The following is a 23,143-nucleotide window of genomic DNA, read 5'->3' as shown; positions in this document are numbered from 1 at the left end:
TTTAAAAAAGACAGTTTTTTAACATTTTCTTTGTTTTTTTTCTATTGAAAAGTGTAAAAAAAAATCAACATCTTTAACCAACTTTTAACAATTACAAAGTTGTTAAAAGTGTAGTTTTGTTTTTCAAAAAATAAACACCTAATACAATATTATAATGGATGTAGATGTAAGAGCTATTAATGAAAAAATAGAAAGAGAAAGTGCCTTTATAGACATTCTTACTTTAGAAATGAATAAAGTAATTGTTGGCCAAAAACAAATGATAGAAAGTTTGTTGATTGGATTGATTGGAAACGGTCATATTTTGCTAGAAGGAGTTCCTGGATTGGCAAAAACATTAGCAATTAATACCTTGTCTAAAGCTGTACAAGCTAGTTTTAGTAGAGTACAATTTACCCCAGATTTATTGCCTGCAGATGTTGTTGGAACCATGATTTATAACATGAAAGAAAACGACTTTGCCATTAAAAAAGGACCAATTTTTGCAAATTTTGTATTGGCAGATGAGATTAACAGAGCGCCAGCAAAAGTACAATCTGCTTTGTTAGAAGCTATGCAAGAGCGTCAGATTACTATTGGTGATACTACTTTTAAGTTAGACGAGCCTTTCTTAGTAATGGCAACTCAAAACCCTGTAGAACAAGAAGGAACGTATCCGTTACCAGAAGCACAAGTAGATAGATTTATGCTAAAGGTTGTTATTGATTATCCAAAATTACAAGACGAGCAAATTATTATGCGTCAGAACTTAAATGGCGGATTTGCAAAAGTAAATCCTGTAGTTTCGGTTGCAGAAATTTTAAGAGCAAGAGAAGTGGCTAATGAAGTGTATATGGATGAGAAAATTGAGAAATACATTCTTGATATTATCTTTGCAACTCGTTATCCAGAAAAATATAATTTACCACAATTAAAAGATTTAATTAGTTTCGGAGCCTCTCCAAGGGGAAGTATTAACCTTGCAAAAGCAGCAAAATGTTATGCTTTTATTAAAAGAAGAGGGTATGTAATTCCAGAAGATGTAAGAGCTGTTGTTTTTGATATTTTGCGTCACAGAATAGGAATTACTTATGAAGCGGAAGCAGAAAATGTAACCTCTGTAGATATTATCAATTCAATTATTAATGAGGTTGAAGTACCATAGAGTGTGTAATTTTAGTAACATTACGCTACAATTCTCAATTAAACAAATACAACAACACACGCTTACACATTGGAGACAAAAGAAATACTTAAAAAAGTTCGGAAAATAGAAATTAAGACAAAACGTTTGTCTAATGATATTTTTGGAGGTGAATACCATTCATCATTCAAAGGACGTGGTATGACTTTTTCTGAAGTAAGACAATACCAATTTGGAGATGATGTAAGAGCCATAGATTGGAATGTTACTGCACGTTACAATGAACCTTATATAAAGGTATTTGAAGAAGAACGCGAGTTAACCATGATGCTTTTGGTAGACGTTTCTGGTTCTGAGCTTTTTGGAACATCAACACAATTTAAAAAAGATACAGTTACAGAAATTGCCGCTACATTGGCGTTTTCTGCCACTCAAAATAACGATAAAGTAGGTTTAATTTTATTTTCTGATGATATAGAGCTATTTATTCCTCCCAAAAAAGGAAAAAGTCATGTTTTAAGAATTATTAGAGAGTTGATAGAATTTAAACCAAAAAGTAGAAAAACAAATATTGCTGTTGCTTTAAAGTTTTTATCTAGTGTGATGAAAAAAAGAGCCATTGTTTTTATGCTTTCTGATTTTATGGATGATGATTATGAAAAAACGCTAAAAATTGCAGCAAAAAAACATGATTTAACTGGTATTAGAATTTACGATAAACATGATGAGGAAATTCCTAATTTAGGAATGGTGCCCATGATAGATTCTGAAACTAGAGAAATTAGGCTAATAAATACCGCATCTAAATCTGTAAGAACAGGCTACAAAGCAAATGCTTTACGTTTAACCGATTATTATATAAACAGGTTTAAATTAAGTGGCGCAGGTACTGTTAATACAAGGGTTGATGAAAACTACGTAAAAAAATTATTAGGTTATTTTAAACATAAAGGAAGATAAAAAGCCCATCCTAACCTTCCCAAAGGGAAGGAAAGTATACTGGAAACAAACTGTAAAAAAATATAATTTTAAAGTTGAAAAAAAACGCAAAAAATATAAATATTCAATTAGCTTATAAAAAAGCACAAGCTAAACGTCCTTTCTCCTTTGGAGAGAGGATTGAGGTGAGAGGCTTTTTCTTTTTTCTTTTTTCTCTTTTCTGTTTCTCTACTTTTTCACAAGAAGGAATGGTAAAAGCAGCAATTGACACCACAAATATTAGAATTGGTGAACAGTTTAATTTAAAGATTTCAGTAGGTGAAACAGAGAATGTAATTCTACCTAAATTATTATTACAAGGTTTAGAAATTGTTGATTCTACAGAAGTAGATACCATAAAAAATAGCCTTGTTAGAAAATACATTTTAACAGGTTTTGATAGTGGTGCTTTTTACATTCCGCAGCAACAAATATTTGTAAAGAACCAAGCATTTTTAACAGATTCTTTATTGGTAAATGTGGCTACTATTGCTGTTGATACTACAAAAGTTAAAAAGTTTCCTATTAAATCTATTAAAAGTGAACCTTATACTTTTGACGATTTTAAAATTTATCTTTATATCTTCTTAGCTGCCTTGGCAATTATTGCTTTCTGGATTTACTATTTTGTGATTAGAAAACGAAAAATGGAAGAAGATGAGCCTACTTACAGAACATTGCCGCCTTATGAAGAAGCTATTTTTAGATTGAATGAATTAGATGAAAAATTGTTATGGCAAAACAATAAAGTAAAAGAGTATTATTCTGAATTAACAGAAATTGTACGTGGTTATATTGAACGTGAATTGCATGTACCTGCATTAGAAAATACTACAGATGAAGTCATAGAAATGTTAAAAGATTTTAAAGATTCTGAAGCAATTCAAACATCAACAGAAACTATTAAGAAATTAAAAGAATTATTGCAAGAAGCAGATTTGGTAAAATTTGCAAAATCGAAACCTTTATCTTTAGAAATAGAGGAAGACAGAAAAGATGCTCAAGATATTGTAAGTAATTTAAAACCTAAACCAATTAAAGAAGATGATGAATTGGAATAATTTTGAATTTTATAATTACGAGTTTTTATGGCTGTTATTAATAATTCCTGTTTTAGCGGTTTGGCATTTTTTTATGCGCAAAAAAGACGCTGCAATTTTAACCATACCAAGTATTAACGGTTTTAAAGCAGAAGCATCTTTTGTATCAAAATTAAAACCAATTTTATACTTGTTAAGATTGTTGGCTTTAGCAGCAATAATTATTGCCTTGGCAAGACCAAGAAACGTTTCTATTAGTAAAAAAACAAAAACAAACAAGGGGATAGATATTGTAATGGCAATAGATGTATCTGCAAGTATGTTGGCAAAAGATTTAAAACCAAATAGATTAGAGGCGTTAAAAAAAGTTGCAGTAGATTTTGTTGATAGAAGACCAAATGACAGAATAGGAATTGTTGTTTATGCTGGAGAAAGTTTTACACAAACGCCAATTACTAGTGATAAAAATATTGTAAAACGTACAATTTCTGGTTTAAAATGGGGGCAATTAGAAGGCGGTACGGCAATAGGTATGGGCTTGGGTTCTGCAGTAAATAGATTAAAAGAAAGCAACGCAAAAAGTAAGGTTATTATTTTACTAACAGATGGGGTAAATAATTCTGGAAATATTGATCCAAGAACAGCTACAGAATTGGCAAAAGAACTAGAAATTAAAACGTATACCATAGGAATTGGAACCAACGGAATGGCAGATTTTCCTTGGAGTAGAGATCCTAGAACAGGTCAATTACAGTTTAGAAAACAACAAGTAGAAATAGATGAAGCCTTGTTAAAAGAAATAGCATCTGAAACCGATGGTAAATATTTTAGAGCTACTGATAATACATCATTAAAAGAAATTTATGATGAAATTGACAAGTTAGAAAAAACAAAAATAGAAGAATTTAAATATTATAATTATCAAGAGAAATATAGATTTTTTGTCTTTTTAGCAATCGGGTTTTTGTTGTTAGAATTTTTGTTGAGAAATACCATTTTTAAAAGTTTTATTTAATATCATTAAAAGATTGAAGAATTAAAAAGATTAAAAGGGACGAAAATCTTTAATTATTCAATTTTTGAATCTTCCAATATTAGCCAAATGTACAGAATAGAAGAACCATTTTATTTTTATTTATTAGCAATTATTCCGGCAATAATTGTCATTTTTCTGTTGGTTTTTTGGTGGAAAAAAAGAGCCCAAAAGAAATTTGCAAATGCAGATTTATTAAAGAAATTGGCTCCAAATTCATCTACCTTTAAATCGGTTGTAAAATTAGTATTTCTACTTTTAGGTATTACTTTTTTAGTAATTTCATTGACAAATCCTAAAATGGGTACAAAACTTCAAACATTAAAAAGAGAGGGTGTAGATGTTGTTTTTGCGTTAGATGTTTCTAAAAGTATGCTTGCTGAAGATATTGCGCCTAATAGATTAGAAAAAGCCAAACAAATTATTTCTAGAACTATAGATCAATTGGGTTCAGATAGAGTAGGAATTATTATTTACGCAGGAAATGCATATCCTCTTTTACCTATTACTACAGATCATGCAGCGGCAAATATGTTTTTGCAAAATGCGAGTCCAGATATGGTTTCTAGTCAAGGAACAGCCATTAACGAAGCTTTAGAATTGGCCAAAACGTATTATAATAATGATGAGCAAACGAACCGGTTTTTAATTATGATTTCTGATGGAGAAGATCATCAGGAAGAAACCAAAGAAGTTGCCCAAACCATCGCAAACGAAGGTGTAAAAATATATACTGTTGGTGTAGGTACAGAGAATGGTGGGCCAATTCCTATGCGATTAAATGGCTCTATGATTGGTTATAAAAAGGATAGCAAAGGAGAAACGGTGATTACCAAAAGAAATGCTGCCGTTTTAGAAGGAATTGCAGAGGTTGCCAATGGGAGTTATATTGATGGAAATAGCACCAATACACCTGTAAAATTTATGGCAGATGTAATTGCCAATGCAGAAAAAAACGAGTTTGAAACTACACAATTTTCAGATTATAAAGACCAATTTCAATGGTTTTTAGCCATTGGTTTGTTCTTTTTAATTATTGATATCTTCTTGTTTGAAAAGAAAACAAAATGGCTGCGAAAAGTAGATTTGTTTGGAGAAGAAAAATCGAATAAATAACCTACTTTATTTCTAAAAAAGACACAATTTCATCAACTGAAATTAAAGGATACCAAATGAGCCGATTAATATTTTTAATCGGCTCATTTGGTATCAACTTATGATAATATTTTTTAAATGAGCTTTCATTACTATTTATTTATCAATAGAAAAAAAGCACTTAATATAGATTGCACAAGCAAGTATTCTTTTGCCATTAAAGTCAATATACCTTATCAATATTTATTTCAATTTATTTATCATTAATTGATGTTTTTACTCAAAATAAACGGCTTAAAACTTAAAAATAACCTTCTGGTTTTTGATATTTAGTTCTCATTTGTAAGTTGTAACTATTACTTATAAATTTTATAACCTTACAACTATCAAAAAAATGAGTAATAATAGGTAATTAGTACAAAAGTAAGGTATATTTTTTACACACTAAGTGGGTAAAAATTACACATAAAAACACGTTAAAAATCTATAAACATTAGCAAATAGGGGTTTATTGCTAACGGCACGTAAATTGGTTTAGGTCTATACACAAGATCTAAATAATTTTTAAAATGAAATCAGCAACCTATAATTTAAAGTTACATAATAATAAATTTTCTATAGTCAATAAGAAAAAGACTCCAATTAATTTTAGAGCTCTTATTATTCTCATAAGTTCATTTATTGTAATGATTGGTGCTGCTTATTCTGTTTATCTATTACAAAATGATTTTTCAAAATTTAACTTTCAGAGATTAAATAGCAATTTTGGATTTCTATTTTTTACAGTGGCAGCTGTACTGTTTGTCTTTGGAGCATTGACTTTTATTTATGATGTATACTTATATTTTAAATACAAACCAATTGCCTCTGTAAGTGATAATGAACTTCCTACAGTAACCGTAATAGTACCAGCGTATAACGAAGGAAAACAAGTTTGGGCTACTTTAGAAAGTTTGGCTAAAAGTGATTATCCAAAAGAAAAATTACAATTATTAGCTATTGATGATGGTAGTAAAGATGATACTTGGTATTGGATGAAAGAAGCTAAAAGAATTTTAGGAGATCAGGTTGCCATAATGCAACAACCTAAAAATATGGGAAAAAGACACGCATTGTATCGTGGTTTTAATCTTGGTACAGGAGACGTTTTTGTAACTGTAGATAGTGATTCAATTGTTAAAGAAGATACACTTCGTAATTTAGTAAGTCCGTTAGTTACTGATAAAAAATGTGGTGCTGTGGCTGGTAATATTCAAGTTTTAAATAATAAAAAAGCCTTGTTGCCAAAAATGCTAAATGTAAGTTTTGTAATGAGTTTTGAGTTTAAACGTTCTGCAGAAAGTAGTTTAAATTCTGTTTTATGTACTCCTGGAGCATTAGCCGCTTACAAAGCTACTGCTGTGTTTGCCTGTTTGCCAGAATGGGTAGATCAAAAATTTATGGGAAAAGCTTCTGATATTGGTGAAGATAGAGCCTTAACCAATATGATTTTAAAACAAGGTTACAGTGTTTTATTTCAGAAAAACGCCTATGCTTATACAAATGTACCAGAAGATTATACGGGCTTGTATAAAATGTTTATTAGATGGGGAAGAAGCAACGTTCGTGAAAACATTGCTATGTATAGATATGTGTTTACCAATTTTAAAGAAGGTAGCAAATTTGGATCGAGATTATTATTTATTACGCAATCCATAAAAATGATAATGTCTTACCCTTTTTTATTATTTATGCTATACTTTGTAATAACACATCCCGTATTATTTGTAAGTTCTACTTTATTAAGTATTTTAATCTTTTCAACTTTCCCTGTATTGTTTTATTCTAAAAGTTATGATCTAAAAGAGGCACTTTGGGCATACTCCTACAGCATTTTATATACTTTTGGGTTATTCTGGATTACTCCTTACGCAATTGCAACTGCAGGTAAAAGTGGCTGGTTAACTCGTGAGTTGGCTGCATAAATAAACGAAGAATCATGTGCCAATGTGCTTTGTACAATTAAGATTAATAATGAACCCATAGAACTATTGATGAACAGTAAATGATATTTATTGTTCATCAATTTTATTTATAGCTGTTTTTAAGTAAATCACTACAAAACTATAATCTCTAGCAAGAATTAAATTTCTAAACTTTTAAGAACATATTAGAAATTTAGAAATAAAACCACGAGATATTTAAAACTACCCTTCTTTTCTAGCTAATACAAGGTCTTTTGGCTAAAATTACCGTAAATTTTTAGAAATATACTTTTATAAAAATAACAACTTCTTAACAAGTTTTTTTTTTTGAAACGCTTACTTTTGTGTTCATTCTTTTTTAAGAAAGATGATAAAAACTGTATGATAGAAACAAAAAAATAACATGAAGAATTTACAATACCTATTCGTCGTTTTCTTACTGCTATTTTCAACCACAGATCTGTTGGCACAAAAAGATTCTCTTTCATTGCAACGCAAGGCTAGAAAATTTGTGAGAGATGGTAATCAATTATACCAACAGCAGCGTTTTACAGATGCTTCAGTGGCATATCAAAAGGCATTAGGGAATGATACAAAATATAATAAAGCTACTTATAATTTAGGGAATGCGTTGTATCAAAATAAAAATTACAAAGAAGCAGTTCCTCAATATGAATTAACTGCAGAAACAGCAAAAGACAAGTTTACAAAAGCAGAAGCATACCACAATATTGGTAATGCAATGATGGAAGGTAAACAATATCAACCTGCGGTAGATGCCTATAAAAATGCCTTACGAAACAATCCTAATGATGATGAAACTCGTTATAATTTAGCCGTTGCTCAACAATTGTTAGAAAAAGAAAAAAACGACGACAAGAATAAAGACAACAAAGATAACAAGGACAAAAAGGACGATAAAAAGGATAAAGACGATAAAAATAAGGACAAAGATAAAGATAAGCAGGACGGAGACGACGATAAGGATAAGAAAGATAATAAAGAAGACAAGGATAAAGACGGAAAAGGCGATAAAGATAAAGACGATAAAAACAAAAATCCAGAAAAGGATGATAAAGACAAGAAGCAAGAGCCTAAACCACAACAAGGAAAAATGACTCCTCAGCAAATACAACAATTATTAGAAAGTCTGAACAACGAGGAAAAAAAGACACAGAAGAAAGTAAATGCTAAAAAAGCACAAGGAAAAAAAGTGAAACAAGAAAAAGATTGGTAGTTTTTTGTTAAATTTTTTAAAAGTGTAATCCTTTAAAAAAGCATATTTTCAAACAAATGAAAAGTAAATTAATATTCATATTTCTGTATTTACTAACCGTTGTTATGGTTGCCCAAGAAGCAACTATAACGGCAAAAGTTAGCAAGAATAAACTAGGTTTAAATCAACGTTTACGTATAGAGTTTACCATAGACAAACAAGGAGGAGATGATTTTAAGCCGCCAAATTTTTCTAATTTTAAAGTGGTTGGCGGCCCAAGTCAATCTATTAGTCAATCTTGGATAAACGGAAAAGCAAGTTTTTCTCAATCTTATACCTACATTATTCAACCAAATAGAAAAGGAGAATTAACTATTGGTGCTGCAAGTGTAATAATTGGTGGAAAAACAATACAATCTTCACCAATAAAAATTATAGTTTTAGATGCGGTAGAGCTTCCTAAAAACCCAAACGACCCAAATTATATTGCACAACAAAATATACATTTGGTAGCAGAAATATCTAAATCTAGCCCCTATGTTGGCGAAGGAATTTATGTAGAATATAGGTTATATGTTAGTGAAAATGTGAGTGTTTATGACACTTCTGTAACAGAAGCACCACAATACAACGGTTTTTGGAATCAAGATATTAAAATTAATGGTTTTCCTGTAAAAATGGGAAAATACAATGGTGAAAACTATAGATATATTGTTTTGCAAAAAGCGTATTTAATTCCTACAAAATCTGGTAAATTAACGTTAGATCCTATGAAAATGGATATTGTAATTGGCGTTCCTTCTGGAAGAACAGATTTTTTCGGAAATGCTATTACTAGAAATGTGAGGCAAGAATTTGCTTCGGCTATAAAAACAATATCTCCAAAAAGCTTGCCAATAGAAGGAAAACCAGCAAACTTTAATGGTGCAGTTGGTGATTTTAAATTTGATGTATCTTTAAACAAGGAGTTCTTAAAAGCAAATGAAACAGCTGAATTAAAAGTAGCGGTTTCTGGTAAAGGAAATTTAAAGTTATTTGAAATTCCGGGTGTAGAAACTCCTGTTGAGTTAGAAAAATATCAACCAGAAAGAAAAGAAAAAGTTAGCGTTACAACCAACGGAATTAATGGAACTGTATCAGATTTGTATACCATTGTGCCGCAGTACAAAGGAAAATATAAGATACCTAATATTTCATTTTCATATTTTAATCCTTCAGAAAGAAAATACCATACACTTACCACAGAAGATTTTTATGTAGATGTTTTAGAAGGAAAAGAATTGGTGCAAAAACCAAATAAAGATGCAGTACAAAAACAAACTATTGTTGCTACCGGAAAAAACTTTAGATATATAGAAACCAAAAGTAGTTTTGAACCTTTAGAAAGTTCAGATTTTTACACCTCTAATTTATTTTACATTTTATTGTTTTTACCGTTAATAGCCATTCCTGTTGGTGTTTTTGTTGCTAAAAAGCAAGAAGAAAGAAACAATGATCTTGTTGGTAATAAACAACGTAAAGCAGAACGATTGGCTAAAAAATACTTGTCTAAAGCAGAAAAACAATTAGGGAAAAAAGAAGCTTTTTACGAAGCCTTAGAACGTGCTTTACATAATTATTTAAAAGCGAAGTTGGGTATAGAAACGGGAGATATTAGCAAGGAAAGAATTGCAGAAATTTTAAAACAAAGAAAGGTAGATGATGAAACCAATAAACAATTTATTGAGGTTTTAAAAAGTTCGGATTTTGCACGATACACGCCATATACAGCCACTCAAATGAAAGAGGAGTTTGAAAGAGCAAAACAAGTAATTATTCAATTAGATAAACAGTTTTAATGATGAAAAAAATCGTTTTTTTATTTTTGTTGATTGCGAATGCTATCACTGCTCAAAACGTAGATAGTTTATTTTCATCTGCTAATGAATTGTACAAAAAAGACAGGATAGAAGAAGCTATTAAGGTATATGAACAAATTGAATCTAAAAAGGTAGCTTCATCTGCGTTGTACTATAATTTAGGCAATGGATATTATAAATTGAATAAAGTAGGTCCTTCAATTTACTATTATGAAAAAGCATTGCAATTAGATCCTTTAAATGAAGATGTAAAAAATAATTTAATTTTTGCGAAACGTTTGGCGCTAGATACCATTGAAGAATTACCACAAACGTTATTACAAAAATTTAACAGAAATTATTTACAAAAACTATCCTACAATCAGTGGGCAATTGTTGTTGTTGTATTTTCATTTATAGCTTCAATTTTATTTTTATTGTTTTATTTTGCAGAAACTCCTTCAAAAAAACGATTTTATTTTGCATCTAGTATTATTAGTTTTATAGTTTTAATAATCTCTTTTTTAATTACTTACAATCAATATAGCATTGCACAAAACAAAATAGAAGCTATTGTTTTTGCCGAAAAAACGGATGTAAGAAATGCACCTACTTTAAATTCTGAAGAAGTTTTTACGTTACATGAAGGCACAAAAGTTTTTGTTTTGGATGCCGTAGATAATTGGAAAAAAATAAAATTAGCAGACGGTAAATTAGGTTGGATAGTTGCGGATGAAATAAAAGTTTTAAATTAACAACTTTTTAAAATTTGCTTTCCTATTTTTGTTACTTATCTAAATAAAAAAAATCAATTGAATATTAGAATTGCTATCTTTTTCTCTATCCTTTTTGTTGGTGTTATTACAGCACCTACAATTATAAGCATGGTTGATAAAAATCAAGATGTATCAATTTTTTTAAGTTTAAATGAAGAGGAAGAAGATGGTAAAGAAATAGAAACTTTAAAAGAACTAAAAGTTTGTCCAAATTCTCAGATATCAAGTTTTTTTAGGAAAATTCAAAAAAGGGAAATGGTGCGTTTTACTTCTAAAAGCTACACTTCCTTTTTTCCCAAAATAAAAACTCCACCACCAAGGTTTGTACGCTAACTTCCGTACAAAAGCAACTACAATATAATAGAAACCTTTACTGAAAAACAAACATAAGGTAAATATAAACCAGTCTTTTACAGTTGGTAATGTAATTAAGAAATTGGTAATTATATTGATAAAACAAACCCAGATGTTGTAATTTTAGGGAAAATAAAATTGAAACCTATACATTTTCTAGGAGATAATATTACAAAATCTTTTGCACCAATAAAGTATTTTAGAATTTTAAAAAAAGCTGATTCTTTTAAAGAAACAGCACAATTTCAAAAATATTTCTAACAATCTAATAAAAAGTAATGTTAACCTACCTTTGTTTAACATAAAGTAAAAAAGCAGTTATTAACACTGCTTAAAAAAAATTAATGATACCGATGTTTTATTATTACTAACAATATAAAATTATATTATGAAAGCACACACAAGAGAAACCCAATCTACAATGACGCCACAAAAGTCATTACAGTATTTAAAAGAAGGAAACCAAAGGTTTCAAGACAATTTAAAGGCACATAGAAATTTATTAGAACAAGTTAATGATACTAGTTCCGGGCAATTTCCGTTTGCTACCATTTTAAGTTGTATAGATTCTAGAGTTTCCGCAGAACTAATTTTTGATCAAGGGTTAGGAGATGTATTTAGCATTAGAATTGCCGGTAATTTTGTAAACCAAGATATTTTAGGTTCTATGGAGTTTGGATGTAAACTAGCGGGAACAAAATTAATAGTTGTTTTAGGACATACAAGTTGTGGAGCCGTAAAAGGAGCCTGTGACAATGCTAGGTTAGGAAACCTAACAGCAATGCTTAATAAAATTAAACCAGCAGTAAACTCGGTTTTAGAGCCAGAAGACGCTAGTTTAAGAAATTCTTCGAACTTAGAATTTGTAGACAATGTTGCAGCACAAAACGTACTACTTACTATTGAAAGAATTAGACACGAAAGTGAAGTTTTATCTGAATTAGAAGAAAACGGTGAAATTTTAATTGTTGGTGCTATGTACAATATAAATGATGGAGCAGTTACTTTTTTTTAATTAATCAACTACTAAATGCTTAATAAAAGAGTTTTTTTGAATTTTTTATATTAAGATATAATAATTATATTATGAAAATAAAAACAATGATTTTATGAAAAATTTTTTTTCAAATTTAAAAGGGGATGCTTTTGGTGGAATAACAGCCGGAATTGTAGCATTGCCATTAGCATTGGCTTTTGGAGTTTCATCTGGTTTAGGTCCAAGTGCAGGACTTTACGGAGCTATCTTTTTAAGCTTTTTTGCTGCCTTCTTTGGAGGAACAAACACACAAATTTCTGGACCCACAGCACCAATGACAGCTGTAAGTATGGTGGTTATAGCAGGAATTATTGCTGCAAATGATGGCGATGTTTCTAAAGCTTTACCATCTATTTTAACTGTTTTTTTACTAGCTGGTTTATTCCAAATAGGTTTGGGCTTAATAGGTTTAGGAAAATATATTAGGTATATTCCTTACCCTGTTGTTTCTGGGTTTATGACAGCAATTGGACTCATTATTTTATTAACTCAAGTTTTACCTTCTATTGGATATTACCCAAAGGAAGATGTAGAATATGTATCAACTTTTAAGGCACAAGCAGAAGAAGTTATCTTAGAAAATATCTTAAAAGAAGAAGCAGGAGAGGGAATTTTAGTGTTAGAAAATTTTAAAGAAACCATTTCTAGAGCGCAACAAATAGGCTCAGATGATATCTTAAAAGAGTCTCAAACTCTTGCCGCTAAAGAAACTTCTGGAGCTTTAGGAGCTATAAAAGCTTTTCCAAGAGCTATACAAAATATAAACTGGTTAGAGCTCATATTAGCTTTAGGTACCATTTTTATAATCTTCGGGTTTAAACGGATTACAACAAAAATTCCTAGCACATTGGTGGCGTTAATTGTGATGTCTGGTATAGCGGTTGGTTTTGGTTTAGATTATAAAACCATACAAGAAATACCCAGTGGAATACCACAAATTAATTTGGAAATTTTTTCTGAATTCTCCATAACAAGCATAACACCATATATTTTTACAGCATTAACGTTGGCCTTATTAGGCGCTATAGATTCTTTGTTAACTAGTGTGGTTGCAGATAATATGACCAAAACAAAACACAAACCTAATAATGAATTGGTAGGGCAAGGTATTGGTAATAGTATTGCAGCTCTTTTTGGCGGCTTACCAGGTGCAGGAGCTACTATTAGAACCGTTGTAAACATTAATGCAGGAGGTAAAACTAAACTTTCTGGTATGATTGCTGGTGTAATGTTATTAATAATTATGCTTGGTTTAGGACCCGTTGCTTCTAAAATTCCGGCAGCAGTTTTGGCAGGAATTTTAATAACTGTGGGTATTGGGGTAATGGATTATAAAGGATTAAAAGCAATACCAAGTTTGCCTAGAGATATTAAAGTAGGACCTTTTAAGCTAAGTTCAGAAGTATTGGTAATGATTGTGGTTTTACTACTTTCAACTTTTTGGAATTTAGTTTACGCCGTTGGTATTGGTTTGGTAATTGCTTCTTTAATGTTTATGAAAAAAATAGGAGATTTAACAGCAGAACGTTCCGATGTTAAGTCTTTAAAAGAAGAAGCTTGGGAAGATGAATTAAGTTTTCCTCAAGAATTAAAAGAACACGTTTTTATAAAACACATCAAAGGACCTTTATTTTTTGGCTCTACTAGTGATTTTCAAGCACTTTCTCTTCAAATACCAGATACTGCAAAAATAGTTATTATGCGTTTAGGAAGAATGCAATATATGGATCAATCTGGACTGTATGCTATGGAAGACATGTTATTAGATTTAAAGAAAAAAAATATTGAAGTATTGTTTGTTAATCTACTTGCGCAACCGAGATATATGATGGAAAGAATTGATATTATTCCAGATTTTATACCTAAAGAACATATTTTTAAATCTTTTAAGGCTTGTGCTAAGTGGATAAAATTAAATATTAAAGAAGTGTAATTTATTTTTTTTGAGAGTGTATAAGTTTTCAAAAAGGTTGGGTTTTAAATAAGCTATGTAGATTATTTAAAACTCAACCTTTTTTTTAATTTTTATTCTCAACTTTGCGCAAATTTTTACATCACCTTAAATGAATTCAAGAACACTTGCTTTAATTGCGGTTTCTATTGCTACCGTAATTTACGGCGTTAATTATACAATTGCTAAAGAAGTAATGCCAATTTATGTAAAACCATTTGGTTTTATTTTAATTAGAGTTGTAGGGGCAACAAGTATTTTCTGGATTCTTGGGTTGTTTGTTAAGGCTCAAAAAATAGAGAAGTCAGATTATAAAAAAATACTTTTAGCCTCTTTTTTTGGTGTGGGTTTAAACATGCTTTCCTTTTTTAAAGGATTAAGCTTAACCACGCCTATAAGCGCTTCTGTAATGATGGTTACTTCGCCAATTATGGTGTTAATTTTTTCAAGTATTTTAATCCGAAAAGCAATTGGCAAGCAACGTATTTTGGGCGTTGTTATTGGTTTAGTAGGTACGGTTTTGTTAATTGCTTATGGTAGTTCTTCTAATACAAGTGCAACAAATAGTAATTGGGGTAATTTTTTAGTTTTTGTAAATGCAGCTTCTTATGGATTGTATTTGGTAATCTCTAAAAATTTAATTGAAAAATACCATCCAATTGTACTTGTAAAATGGTTGTATTTATTTGGGTTAATTTTTACCGTTCCGTTTGGTTATAGAGAGTTGGCAGAGGTTCATTGGCAAGAAATGCCAACTACTATTTATTGGAATATTGGTTTTGTTGTAGTCTTTACATCTTGTTTAACCTATCTTTTTAACCTATATGGTTTATCAAAATTAAAACCAACAACGGTAAGTGTTTTTATTTATTTACAGCCAGTTATTGCAACAATCTATGCATTAATTGTGGGTAGTGACTCTTTAAGCCTCATAAAAATTGGCGCAACATTGCTCATCTTTACAGGTGTCTATTTAGTAACAAAACAAGTACAAGATTCTGCCAAATAAAGTTATATTTGCAACACATTTAAAATGATGATTTTATGATACAATCTATGACAGGTTATGGTAAATCTGTGTTGCAATTACCAACAAAAAAAGTAACAATAGAAATAAAATCTTTAAATAGTAAAAGCCTCGATTTAAACGTTCGAATTCCTTCTTATTACAAAGAAAAAGAGTTGGGAGTTCGTAAAAAATTGGCAAGTGCGCTAGTTCGTGGAAAAGTAGATTTTTCAATTTTTGTAGAAATGACTGCAGATGAAACTTCTACAACCATAAACCACGGAGTTGTAAAACAATACATTCAACAGTTAAAGAATGTAGTGCAAACAGGTTCTACAGATGATGTAGAATTGCTAAAAATGGCCGTTAGAATGCCTGATGCATTAAAAACAGAACGTGAAGAGTTAGATGAAAATGAATGGAATCTTATCAATGAAAATATTGATGTTGCCATTTCAGAAATTGTACAATATAGAATTGATGAAGCTGCTTCTTTAGAAATTGATTTTAAAGAAAGAATAGCCAATATTAAAATCTATTTAGAGGAAGTTAAAGCGTTAGATGGTGATAGAATTGAAAACGTAAAAACACGTTTAAAAAAGGCTATTGATGATTTAAAAGTAGACACTGATGCAAATCGTTTTGAGCAAGAATTGATTTACTATTTAGAGAAATTAGATATTAATGAAGAAAAAGTACGTTTGGCAAATCATTTAGATTATTTCTTGCTAACATTGGCTTCAGAAGATTCTAATGGTAAAAAATTAGGGTTTATTGTGCAAGAAATGGGAAGAGAAATAAACACTACAGGTTCTAAAGCTAATTTTGCACCTATGCAAAAAGCCGTTATTCAAATGAAAAATGAGCTTGAACAAATTAAAGAGCAAATACTAAATGTGCTTTAGTTGGTTTTTAGTTGATGGATTTTAGTTAGAAGTAAAACCCATCAACAAAAACTAGCAATTATAAACAAAATTATATGTCAGATTTTAAAGGGAAATTATTCGTTTTTTCTGCACCTTCAGGTTCAGGTAAAACAACTATTGTACGTCATTTATTAAAACAAGAAAAATTAAATTTAGCATTTTCTATTTCTGCAACGTCAAGAGCGCCAAGAGGTGCAGAAAAAAATGGTGAAGATTATTATTTTATCAGCTTAAAAGATTTTAAAAATAAAATTAAAAGTGATGATTTTTTAGAGTGGGAAGAAGTATACAGAGACAATTTTTATGGAACCTTAAAAAGTGAAATTGAGCGCATTTGGGGGTTGAAAAAACATGTTATTTTTGATATTGATGTAGTTGGCGGTTTGCGAATTAAGAAGAAATATCCGAATGAAACCTTGTCTGTTTTTGTAAAACCACCCAGTGTAGATGAATTAAAAATTCGCTTAAAAAAGCGTTCTACAGAAAGTGAAGACAAAATAAATATGCGTATTGCAAAAGCTTCTGTAGAATTAGCAACGGCGCCACAATTTGATAAAATTATTAAAAATTATGAACTTGATGTTGCGCTTGAAGAAGCGGTAGCATTGGTAAGTGATTTTTTAGAGAAATAAAAGAGTATTAAAATTAGAATAGAGAAAATGATGGGTTTTAGAAATTAAATCTTTCTATTTTATTTCTTCTATTTTTAACATCGTAAAGAAAATGAAAATCGGTTTATATTTTGGTACGTTTAATCCAATACATGTTGGGCATTTAATTATTGCCAATCATTTGGTAGAACATTCAGATTTAGACGAAATTTGGATGGTTGTAACGCCGCATAATCCTTTTAAAAAGAAAAGTACTTTGTTAGAAAACCATCATAGATTTGAATTGGTTTACAAAGCTACAGAAGATTATCGGAAGATAAAACCTTCGGATATTGAGTTTAAATTACCGCAACCTAACTATACAGTTTATACATTAGCACATATTTCTGAAGAATATCCGAACAAAGAATTTTCTTTAATTATGGGCGAAGACAACTTAAAAAGTTTTCATAAATGGAAAAATTATGAAACCATTTTAGAGCATCATCATATTTATGTATACCCAAGAATTGCAGAAGGTAGCGTAGAACATCAATTTAAAAATCATCCAAAAATTCATAGAGTTGATGCGCCTATTGTGCAAATATCATCTACCATGATACGTAAAGGAATTAAGGAAAATTTAAATATAAAACCTTTACTTACTAAAGAAGTTTGGCAATATATAGATGAAATGAATTTTTACAGAAAATAGTTTCAGCGTTTTTTCGTTGTATCTTTGAGTAATCTAAAATTATCCGGTGGCAAAAACTAATAAGAAAAAAGGGAGGTTAAAACAAAAACTAACAGACAAATACCGTTTAGTAGTTTTAAATGAAAATACGTTTGAAGAACGGTTTTCATTAAAATTATCTAGATTAAATGTATTTGTTTTGGGAGGTATTTTTTCAATTTTATTAATTGTAGCTACCATTGTTTTAATTGCATTTACACCAATAAAAGAATACATACCTGGGTATTCATCTACAGCATTAAAAATTAAAGCCACAAAACTTACGTTTCAAACAGATTCTTTAAAAACCAAATTAGCTGTTTTAGAAAATTATACAAAAGCATTAAAACCCGTTTTAACCGGTGAAATTGAAGGTGAAAGTATAGATTCTATTCAAGGTGAAGTAAGACAAAGAATTATAGACGAAAGTAAATTAAACGCTTCTAAAGAAGATTCTTTGTATAGAGAAGAGGTAGAAAGTAAAGACCGTTTTCCTATTCGTAACAATACAGCAAGTAACGTAGAAATTGTTTTTTTTGCACCACTTTCTGGTTCCATTTCCCAAGAATTTAATCCCAATACAAAACATTTTGCATTAGATATTGTTGCAAAATCAGGAACCCCAGTTAAAGCCATTGCAGATGGTACGGTAATTTATTCTGGTTGGAATACAGAAACAGGTTACGTAATTTTATTAAAGCATAGTAATGATTATATTTCTGTATACAAACACAACGGAAATTTGCTAAAAAAACAGGGCGATTTTGTAAAATCTGGTGAAGTAATTGCTAGTGTTGGTTCTACGGGAGAATTAACCACAGGACCGCATTTACATTTTGAACTTTGGAGCGGCGGTTATGCTGTAAATCCAACAAATTTAATCGATTTTAACTAATGAGTATTAAATCTATTTTTGCGATTCCGTTTGCTAAAATTGCAACAAAAAGAGTGTTAAAATGGACAAGAAATCCACATAAAACTCAAGATAAAGTTTTTAAAAATTTAATAGCCAAAGGCCGTAAAACAGCGTTTGGTAAAGATCATGATTTTAAAAATATTGTATCTTATGATGATTTTAAAAAACGTGTAAACGTAACAGATTACGAGGGTTTAAGAACCTATGTTGATAGAATAGTTGCAGGAGAATCTGATGTACTTTGGACAGGAAAACCACTGTATTTTGCCAAAACATCTGGTACAACTTCGGGCGCCAAATACATTCCCATTACAAAAGATTCTATGCCAACGCATATTAAAGCCGCAAGAAATGCCTTGCTTTTTTATATCGTAGAAAAAAAGGATGCTAGTTTTGTAAATGGAAAAATGATTTTTTTACAAGGAAGTCCTATTTTAAGTGATAAAAACGGCGTAAAATTAGGACGTTTAAGTGGTATTGTAGCGCATTACGTGCCTCAATATTTGTTAAAAAATCGTTTGCCAAGTTGGGAAACCAACTGCATAGAAGATTGGGATACAAAGGTAAATGCTATTGTTGAAGAAACCATGAATGAAGACATGTCTGTGATTAGCGGTATTCCTTCTTGGGTGCAAATGTATTTTGAAAAATTAATAGAAAAAACAGGAAAACCAATTTCAGAAACCTTTCCAAATTTTAATTTCTTTATTTATGGTGGTGTAAATTTTGAACCCTATAAAAATAAGTTCGAAAGTTTAATTGGTAAAAAGATAGATTATATAGAATTGTATCCGGCATCAGAAGGTTTTATTGCCTATCAAGACAGCCAGACAGAAAAAGGAATGTTATTGCAGTTAGATTCTGGTATTTTCTATGAATTTATTCCGGCTTTAGAATTTTATGATGAAAATCCTACAAGAATTTCTTTAAAAGACGTAAAGATTGGGGTAAATTATGTGATTATTTTAAACACAACAGCAGGGCTTTGGGGATATAATATTGGCGATACCGTTGAATTTACATCAACAAAACCTTATAGAATTAAAGTAACAGGTAGAATAAAACATTTTATTTCTGCCTTTGGCGAACATGTTATTGGTAAAGAAGTAGAAAAAGCTTTAAATGATGCTATTTTAGGAACAAACATTACTATTAGTGAGTTTACAGTGGCGCCACAAGTGAGTGTAGAAAAAGGCTTGCCCTATCATGAATGGTTTATTGAATTTGAAAATGAACCTGAAGATTTAGAGCAATTTGCCGCAAAAATTGATGCTTCTATGCAAGCTCAAAATATCTATTATATAGATTTAATTAAAGGAAAAGTTTTACGTCCTTTACTAATTAGAAAAGTAAAAAAAGGTGGTTTTCATGAATATATGAAATCTATTGGTAAATTTGGCGGACAAAATAAGATTCCGCAATTGTCTGATAATAGAAAAATTGCAGATGTTTTGCAAAACTTTTTAGAAGACTAACAATTCAAAGAAAACAAAAAATGGGAGGAGATTATTTATTTATAGGATTAGCATTAGGATTGGTTATTGTATATTATTACAATAAATTTAGAAACAAAAGATAGTTATTATCTAGTATCAGCAACAAAACAACATTTAAATGAGCACAATAAGAATTACCAAGCAATTTAACTTTGAAACCGGACATGCTTTATATGGTTATGATGGCAAATGTAAAAATGTGCACGGCCATAGCTATAAACTTTCTGTAACGGTTTCTGGTAAGCCAATTAAAGACAGTACCAATGTAAAATTTGGAATGGTGATAGATTTTGGTGATTTAAAGAAAATTGTAAACGAAGAAATTGTAGATGTTTTTGATCATGCAACGGTCTTTAATAAAAATACCCCTCATTTAGAATTGGCAAAAGAGTTAGCGGAAAGAGATCATCATGTAATTTTGGTTGATTACCAGCCAACTAGTGAAATGATGGCGATTGATTTTGCAGCTAAGATTAAAAAAAGATTGCCTAAAAATATTAAATTACATTCTATAAAATTGTCTGAAACAGATACAAGTTTTGCAGAATGGTTTGCTAGTGAAAACTAAAAAGTATACTTTTTGATTTCCACGTGTTTTTTGTGGTTGTTTTTGTTCTGAAAATCAAAATGTAAACGTGTTGAAAATATGGTTTTTGATTCCTATGGATTTAATGAATCAACCTATAATTTTTAGTAACTGTTTTTGTTATCAAAACCAAAATGTTTATTGCGATTTATTTTATTGAAATTGAGGTGTTTGGTTCCTGTTTTTTTATGGATAAATATATATTTTTTAGGAACTATTTTTGTGGTCAAAACCAAAATGTTTGTTGTGGTTTTTGATTCCTGTATTTAGTTTGGATAAACGCATATTTTTGGTAACTGTTTTTGTTGTCAAAACCAAAATATATATGGTGTTTTTTGATTCTCTCAGATATTTTGGATAAACATATATTTTTTAGTAACTGTTTTTGTTATTAAAACCAAAACATATATGGTAATTTTTTTTCGCGCAGATATTTTGGATTATCGCATATTTTTTTGTGAAAATTTTTGTGTCAAAACTAAAAAGTAAACGAGCTTATTTTGCTGAAATTAGTAATATTGTTATCATTTAGTTGATATTGCTCTATACTGTATTCCGAAATTATAAAAGCATGGTTGTTTCTAATGATAATATCAATAGCATTTTTAGTAGGAATTTCTTCTAAATATTTAGAATTGTTGGGGTCAGAGATGTCAAAAATTTTCACAGAATCGTCACAAACTAAAAGATAATTTTCACCAAATAAACTCAACCCTTTTGGGGCTGTTAAACCTCTAGTATTTAATAATATTGGGTTTTCTATGTCTTCTATATTGTATGTTTTTAATTCGTTTACAGTACCATTACAACTAGAATTACTATGAAGTGTAACATAGGCATTTGTACTATTTGCTACAACAGGATCACAAGCTCTAAAATGTCTTGATTCTGATAACATTTTTGGCAATTCTGCATTCGAAATATCGTAAATATACATGGCATTTTGAGAACCAATAAATAAATATTCTTTAAAACTAAAGAGTGTTTCTATGTTAAAACCAACATTAACTGTGTTTACTTTTACAGGATTTAAAGCATTGCTTACATTAAAAACAGATAAATTATAAAAGTCTACTGTGTATAAATAATTTCCTTTAAGAGTAAAGGTTGCCAATGAGCCGCCTTGTCCGTCTTCAAAAGAATTTTGATCTTGAGAGGCATTGTTAGATTCTTGACTGCAAGAAAATAGCATAACGGATGTGAAAACAACTATAAATAATTTCTTTATCATGGCTTTTATTTTTCTATCCAATTTACAACTACCTTATTATTTTCTGAAAAATATTCTCCGTCTGGTGAGCGTAATTCAGGAAAAACATTTTTTATTCTATTGTTTACTTTTACTGAAAAATCATTAAAATTGAGTGTTAAAATCACTAAATCTGTGGCTTGATTGATGTATAAAGTATTGTTTCTTATGGCAATATCTGTTGCGCCAGGAATCTTTAAGAATTTCTTTTTAATGGGGTTAGAAGGGTCTGAGTTATCAAAAATATGGAATCCTGTGCGTTTGTCATTTATAAAAATATAATTATCAATGATATAAATTTTAGAAGATGTTATTACTTCTGTATTATCTAAAATAGCAATGGAGTTTTCAAAAACGGTTCTCTCTAAAGTTACAGGATTGTACCTGGAAAATACAATATCTACAATGGGTTCTTCTCTACGATCAAAATAACAGTTTGTAAGAGAAAAACAGAGAATAAGTAAGAAGATTTTTTTCATGGCGCAACTTTATACTGAATTTAAGAATGTATATTTTATAGATGATGAAACAGTAAAAAGGTTGCGTTAGATTTTGTAAAAGATGTTATTTAAATTGTGTTGGTATTTAATAATGGCGTTTATTTATTTGCCGTTAAAAGTATTCATGGTGTTATTTAAACCTGCAGTACCAAAAGAAGGAATTATTTTAGCAGAGGTTGGTAAGCGCTCAATTAGTTGGCTAGTTTCTTCTTTGTTCCATTCGCCTAGCACATAATCTACTTGTCTACCCTTGCTGAAATTGCCGCCAACACCAAATCTAAAACGTGCATATTGTTGGGTGTTTAACTTTTCTTGAATGTCTTTTAAGCCATTATGTCCGCCTGCGGAACCTTTAGCTTTTAATCGAATAACACCAAAATCAATATGAACATCATCTGTAACAACCAAAAGGTTTTCTACAGAAATTTTTTCTTTATCCAACCAATATTTTACGGCTTTTCCGCTTAAATTCATAAACGTACTTGGTTTAAGAAGTATAAATGTTCTGCCTTTAAAACGGAAAGTTGCAACATCTCCTAATTTTTCAGTTTCAAAATTTACGTTGTGTTCTTCGGCAACTTCATCAACAATTTTAAAACCAATATTATGGCGAGTATTTTCATATTTCTCACCAATATTTCCCAATCCTACAATTAAAAACTTTTTCATGAATGCTTGTTTGCTTTCCCTTTTTCTTTTATAAAATTTCGAAAAAAGATTACTAAAAATCATGTTGC

22 protein-coding genes are annotated in these 23,143 nt (G+C 30.0%); 19 read left to right on the top strand and 3 right to left on the bottom strand.

Annotated features, from left to right (window positions below):
• Positions 1-154 precede the first annotated feature (154 nt).
• The 19 genes from ACSHW5_RS07560 (at position 155) to ACSHW5_RS07470 (ending at position 20,639) form a co-directional block, all read left to right on the top strand.
• Positions 155-1,144 (top strand): AAA family ATPase, encoded by a 990-nt coding sequence (locus tag ACSHW5_RS07560; protein WP_435675506.1) that lies wholly within the window; start codon positions 155-157, stop codon positions 1,142-1,144.
• Between the two features lie 69 nt (positions 1,145-1,213).
• Positions 1,214-2,083 carry a DUF58 domain-containing protein gene (locus tag ACSHW5_RS07555; protein ID WP_435675505.1) on the top strand — a complete coding sequence of 290 codons (870 nt, stop codon included), beginning with the start codon at positions 1,214-1,216 and terminating at the stop codon, positions 2,081-2,083.
• Between the two features lie 227 nt (positions 2,084-2,310).
• Positions 2,311-3,162 (top strand): hypothetical protein, encoded by an 852-nt coding sequence (locus tag ACSHW5_RS07550; protein WP_435675534.1) that lies wholly within the window; start codon positions 2,311-2,313, stop codon positions 3,160-3,162.
• Entirely contained in the window at positions 3,149-4,156 is a 1,008-nt protein-coding gene (locus tag ACSHW5_RS07545) for a vWA domain-containing protein (RefSeq protein ID WP_435675504.1), read from the top strand. Before ACSHW5_RS07550 ends, ACSHW5_RS07545 begins: the two co-directional genes overlap by 14 nt.
• 87 nt (positions 4,157-4,243) lie before the next feature.
• Entirely contained in the window at positions 4,244-5,290 is a 1,047-nt protein-coding gene (locus ACSHW5_RS07540; RefSeq protein ID WP_435675503.1) for a VWA domain-containing protein, read from the top strand.
• Between the two features lie 548 nt (positions 5,291-5,838).
• Entirely contained in the window at positions 5,839-7,233 is a 1,395-nt protein-coding gene (locus ACSHW5_RS07535) for a glycosyltransferase (RefSeq protein WP_435675502.1), read from the top strand.
• Positions 7,234-7,636: 403 nt separating this feature from the next.
• Positions 7,637-8,470: a tetratricopeptide repeat protein gene (locus ACSHW5_RS07530; protein WP_435675501.1), complete on the top strand. Its 834-nt coding sequence runs from the start codon at positions 7,637-7,639 to the stop codon at positions 8,468-8,470.
• A gap of 56 nt (positions 8,471-8,526) precedes the next feature.
• Positions 8,527-10,287 carry a BatD family protein gene (locus tag ACSHW5_RS07525; RefSeq protein WP_435675500.1) on the top strand — a complete coding sequence of 587 codons (1,761 nt, stop codon included), beginning with the start codon at positions 8,527-8,529 and terminating at the stop codon, positions 10,285-10,287.
• 2 nt (positions 10,288-10,289) lie between these two features.
• The gene (locus tag ACSHW5_RS07520) at positions 10,290-11,042 is read left to right on the top strand and encodes a tetratricopeptide repeat protein (protein ID WP_435675499.1); all 753 of its coding nucleotides are present in this window, start codon (positions 10,290-10,292) and stop codon (positions 11,040-11,042) included.
• 57 nt (positions 11,043-11,099) lie between these two features.
• Entirely contained in the window at positions 11,100-11,396 is a 297-nt protein-coding gene (locus tag ACSHW5_RS07515; RefSeq protein ID WP_435675498.1) for a hypothetical protein, read from the top strand.
• A 409-nt stretch (positions 11,397-11,805) separates the two neighbouring features.
• Positions 11,806-12,432 carry a carbonic anhydrase family protein gene (locus ACSHW5_RS07510; protein WP_435675497.1) on the top strand — a complete coding sequence of 209 codons (627 nt, stop codon included), beginning with the start codon at positions 11,806-11,808 and terminating at the stop codon, positions 12,430-12,432.
• A 94-nt stretch (positions 12,433-12,526) separates the two neighbouring features.
• Positions 12,527-14,386 (top strand): SulP family inorganic anion transporter, encoded by a 1,860-nt coding sequence (locus tag ACSHW5_RS07505; protein ID WP_435675496.1) that lies wholly within the window; start codon positions 12,527-12,529, stop codon positions 14,384-14,386.
• A gap of 130 nt (positions 14,387-14,516) precedes the next feature.
• Complete coding sequence (locus tag ACSHW5_RS07500; protein ID WP_435675495.1) at positions 14,517-15,413, top strand: DMT family transporter; 897 nt, start codon at positions 14,517-14,519, stop codon at positions 15,411-15,413.
• Positions 15,414-15,448: 35 nt separating this feature from the next.
• Positions 15,449-16,315 carry a YicC family protein gene (locus ACSHW5_RS07495; RefSeq protein WP_435675494.1) on the top strand — a complete coding sequence of 289 codons (867 nt, stop codon included), beginning with the start codon at positions 15,449-15,451 and terminating at the stop codon, positions 16,313-16,315.
• Positions 16,316-16,389: 74 nt separating this feature from the next.
• A complete protein-coding gene (gene gmk, locus ACSHW5_RS07490) occupies positions 16,390-16,968 on the top strand; it encodes a guanylate kinase (protein ID WP_435675493.1) in 579 nt (192 codons plus the stop codon).
• Positions 16,969-17,059: 91 nt separating this feature from the next.
• Positions 17,060-17,641 (top strand): nicotinate (nicotinamide) nucleotide adenylyltransferase, encoded by a 582-nt coding sequence (gene nadD, locus ACSHW5_RS07485; protein WP_435675492.1) that lies wholly within the window; start codon positions 17,060-17,062, stop codon positions 17,639-17,641.
• Between the two features lie 46 nt (positions 17,642-17,687).
• Entirely contained in the window at positions 17,688-18,554 is an 867-nt protein-coding gene (locus ACSHW5_RS07480; protein ID WP_435675491.1) for a M23 family metallopeptidase, read from the top strand.
• Positions 18,554-20,050, top strand: coding sequence for a GH3 auxin-responsive promoter family protein (locus ACSHW5_RS07475; RefSeq protein ID WP_435675490.1), 1,497 nt, complete (start codon positions 18,554-18,556; stop codon positions 20,048-20,050). Before ACSHW5_RS07480 ends, ACSHW5_RS07475 begins: the two co-directional genes overlap by 1 nt.
• A gap of 139 nt (positions 20,051-20,189) precedes the next feature.
• Positions 20,190-20,639 (top strand): 6-pyruvoyl trahydropterin synthase family protein, encoded by a 450-nt coding sequence (locus tag ACSHW5_RS07470; RefSeq protein ID WP_435675489.1) that lies wholly within the window; start codon positions 20,190-20,192, stop codon positions 20,637-20,639.
• 496 nt (positions 20,640-21,135) lie between these two features.
• On the opposite strand, the gene ACSHW5_RS07465 is transcribed toward ACSHW5_RS07470, so the two are convergent.
• From ACSHW5_RS07465 to pth, 3 genes are all read right to left on the bottom strand, one after another.
• Positions 21,136-21,888 (bottom strand): hypothetical protein, encoded by a 753-nt coding sequence (locus ACSHW5_RS07465; protein WP_435675488.1) that lies wholly within the window; start codon positions 21,886-21,888, stop codon positions 21,136-21,138.
• 5 nt (positions 21,889-21,893) lie between these two features.
• The gene (locus ACSHW5_RS07460) at positions 21,894-22,385 is read right to left on the bottom strand and encodes a hypothetical protein (RefSeq protein WP_435675487.1); all 492 of its coding nucleotides are present in this window, start codon (positions 22,383-22,385) and stop codon (positions 21,894-21,896) included.
• Positions 22,386-22,508: 123 nt separating this feature from the next.
• Entirely contained in the window at positions 22,509-23,075 is a 567-nt protein-coding gene (gene pth, locus ACSHW5_RS07455; protein WP_435675486.1) for an aminoacyl-tRNA hydrolase, read from the bottom strand.
• Positions 23,076-23,143: the final 68 nt, after the last annotated feature.

It is taken from the genome of Polaribacter sp. (genome assembly GCF_051251875.1).
In the GTDB taxonomy this organism is placed as follows: Bacteria; Bacteroidota; Bacteroidia; order Flavobacteriales; family Flavobacteriaceae; genus Polaribacter.
Note: the sequence above shows the minus strand (reverse complement) of the source record. Positions and strands in the feature narration are given on the sequence as shown.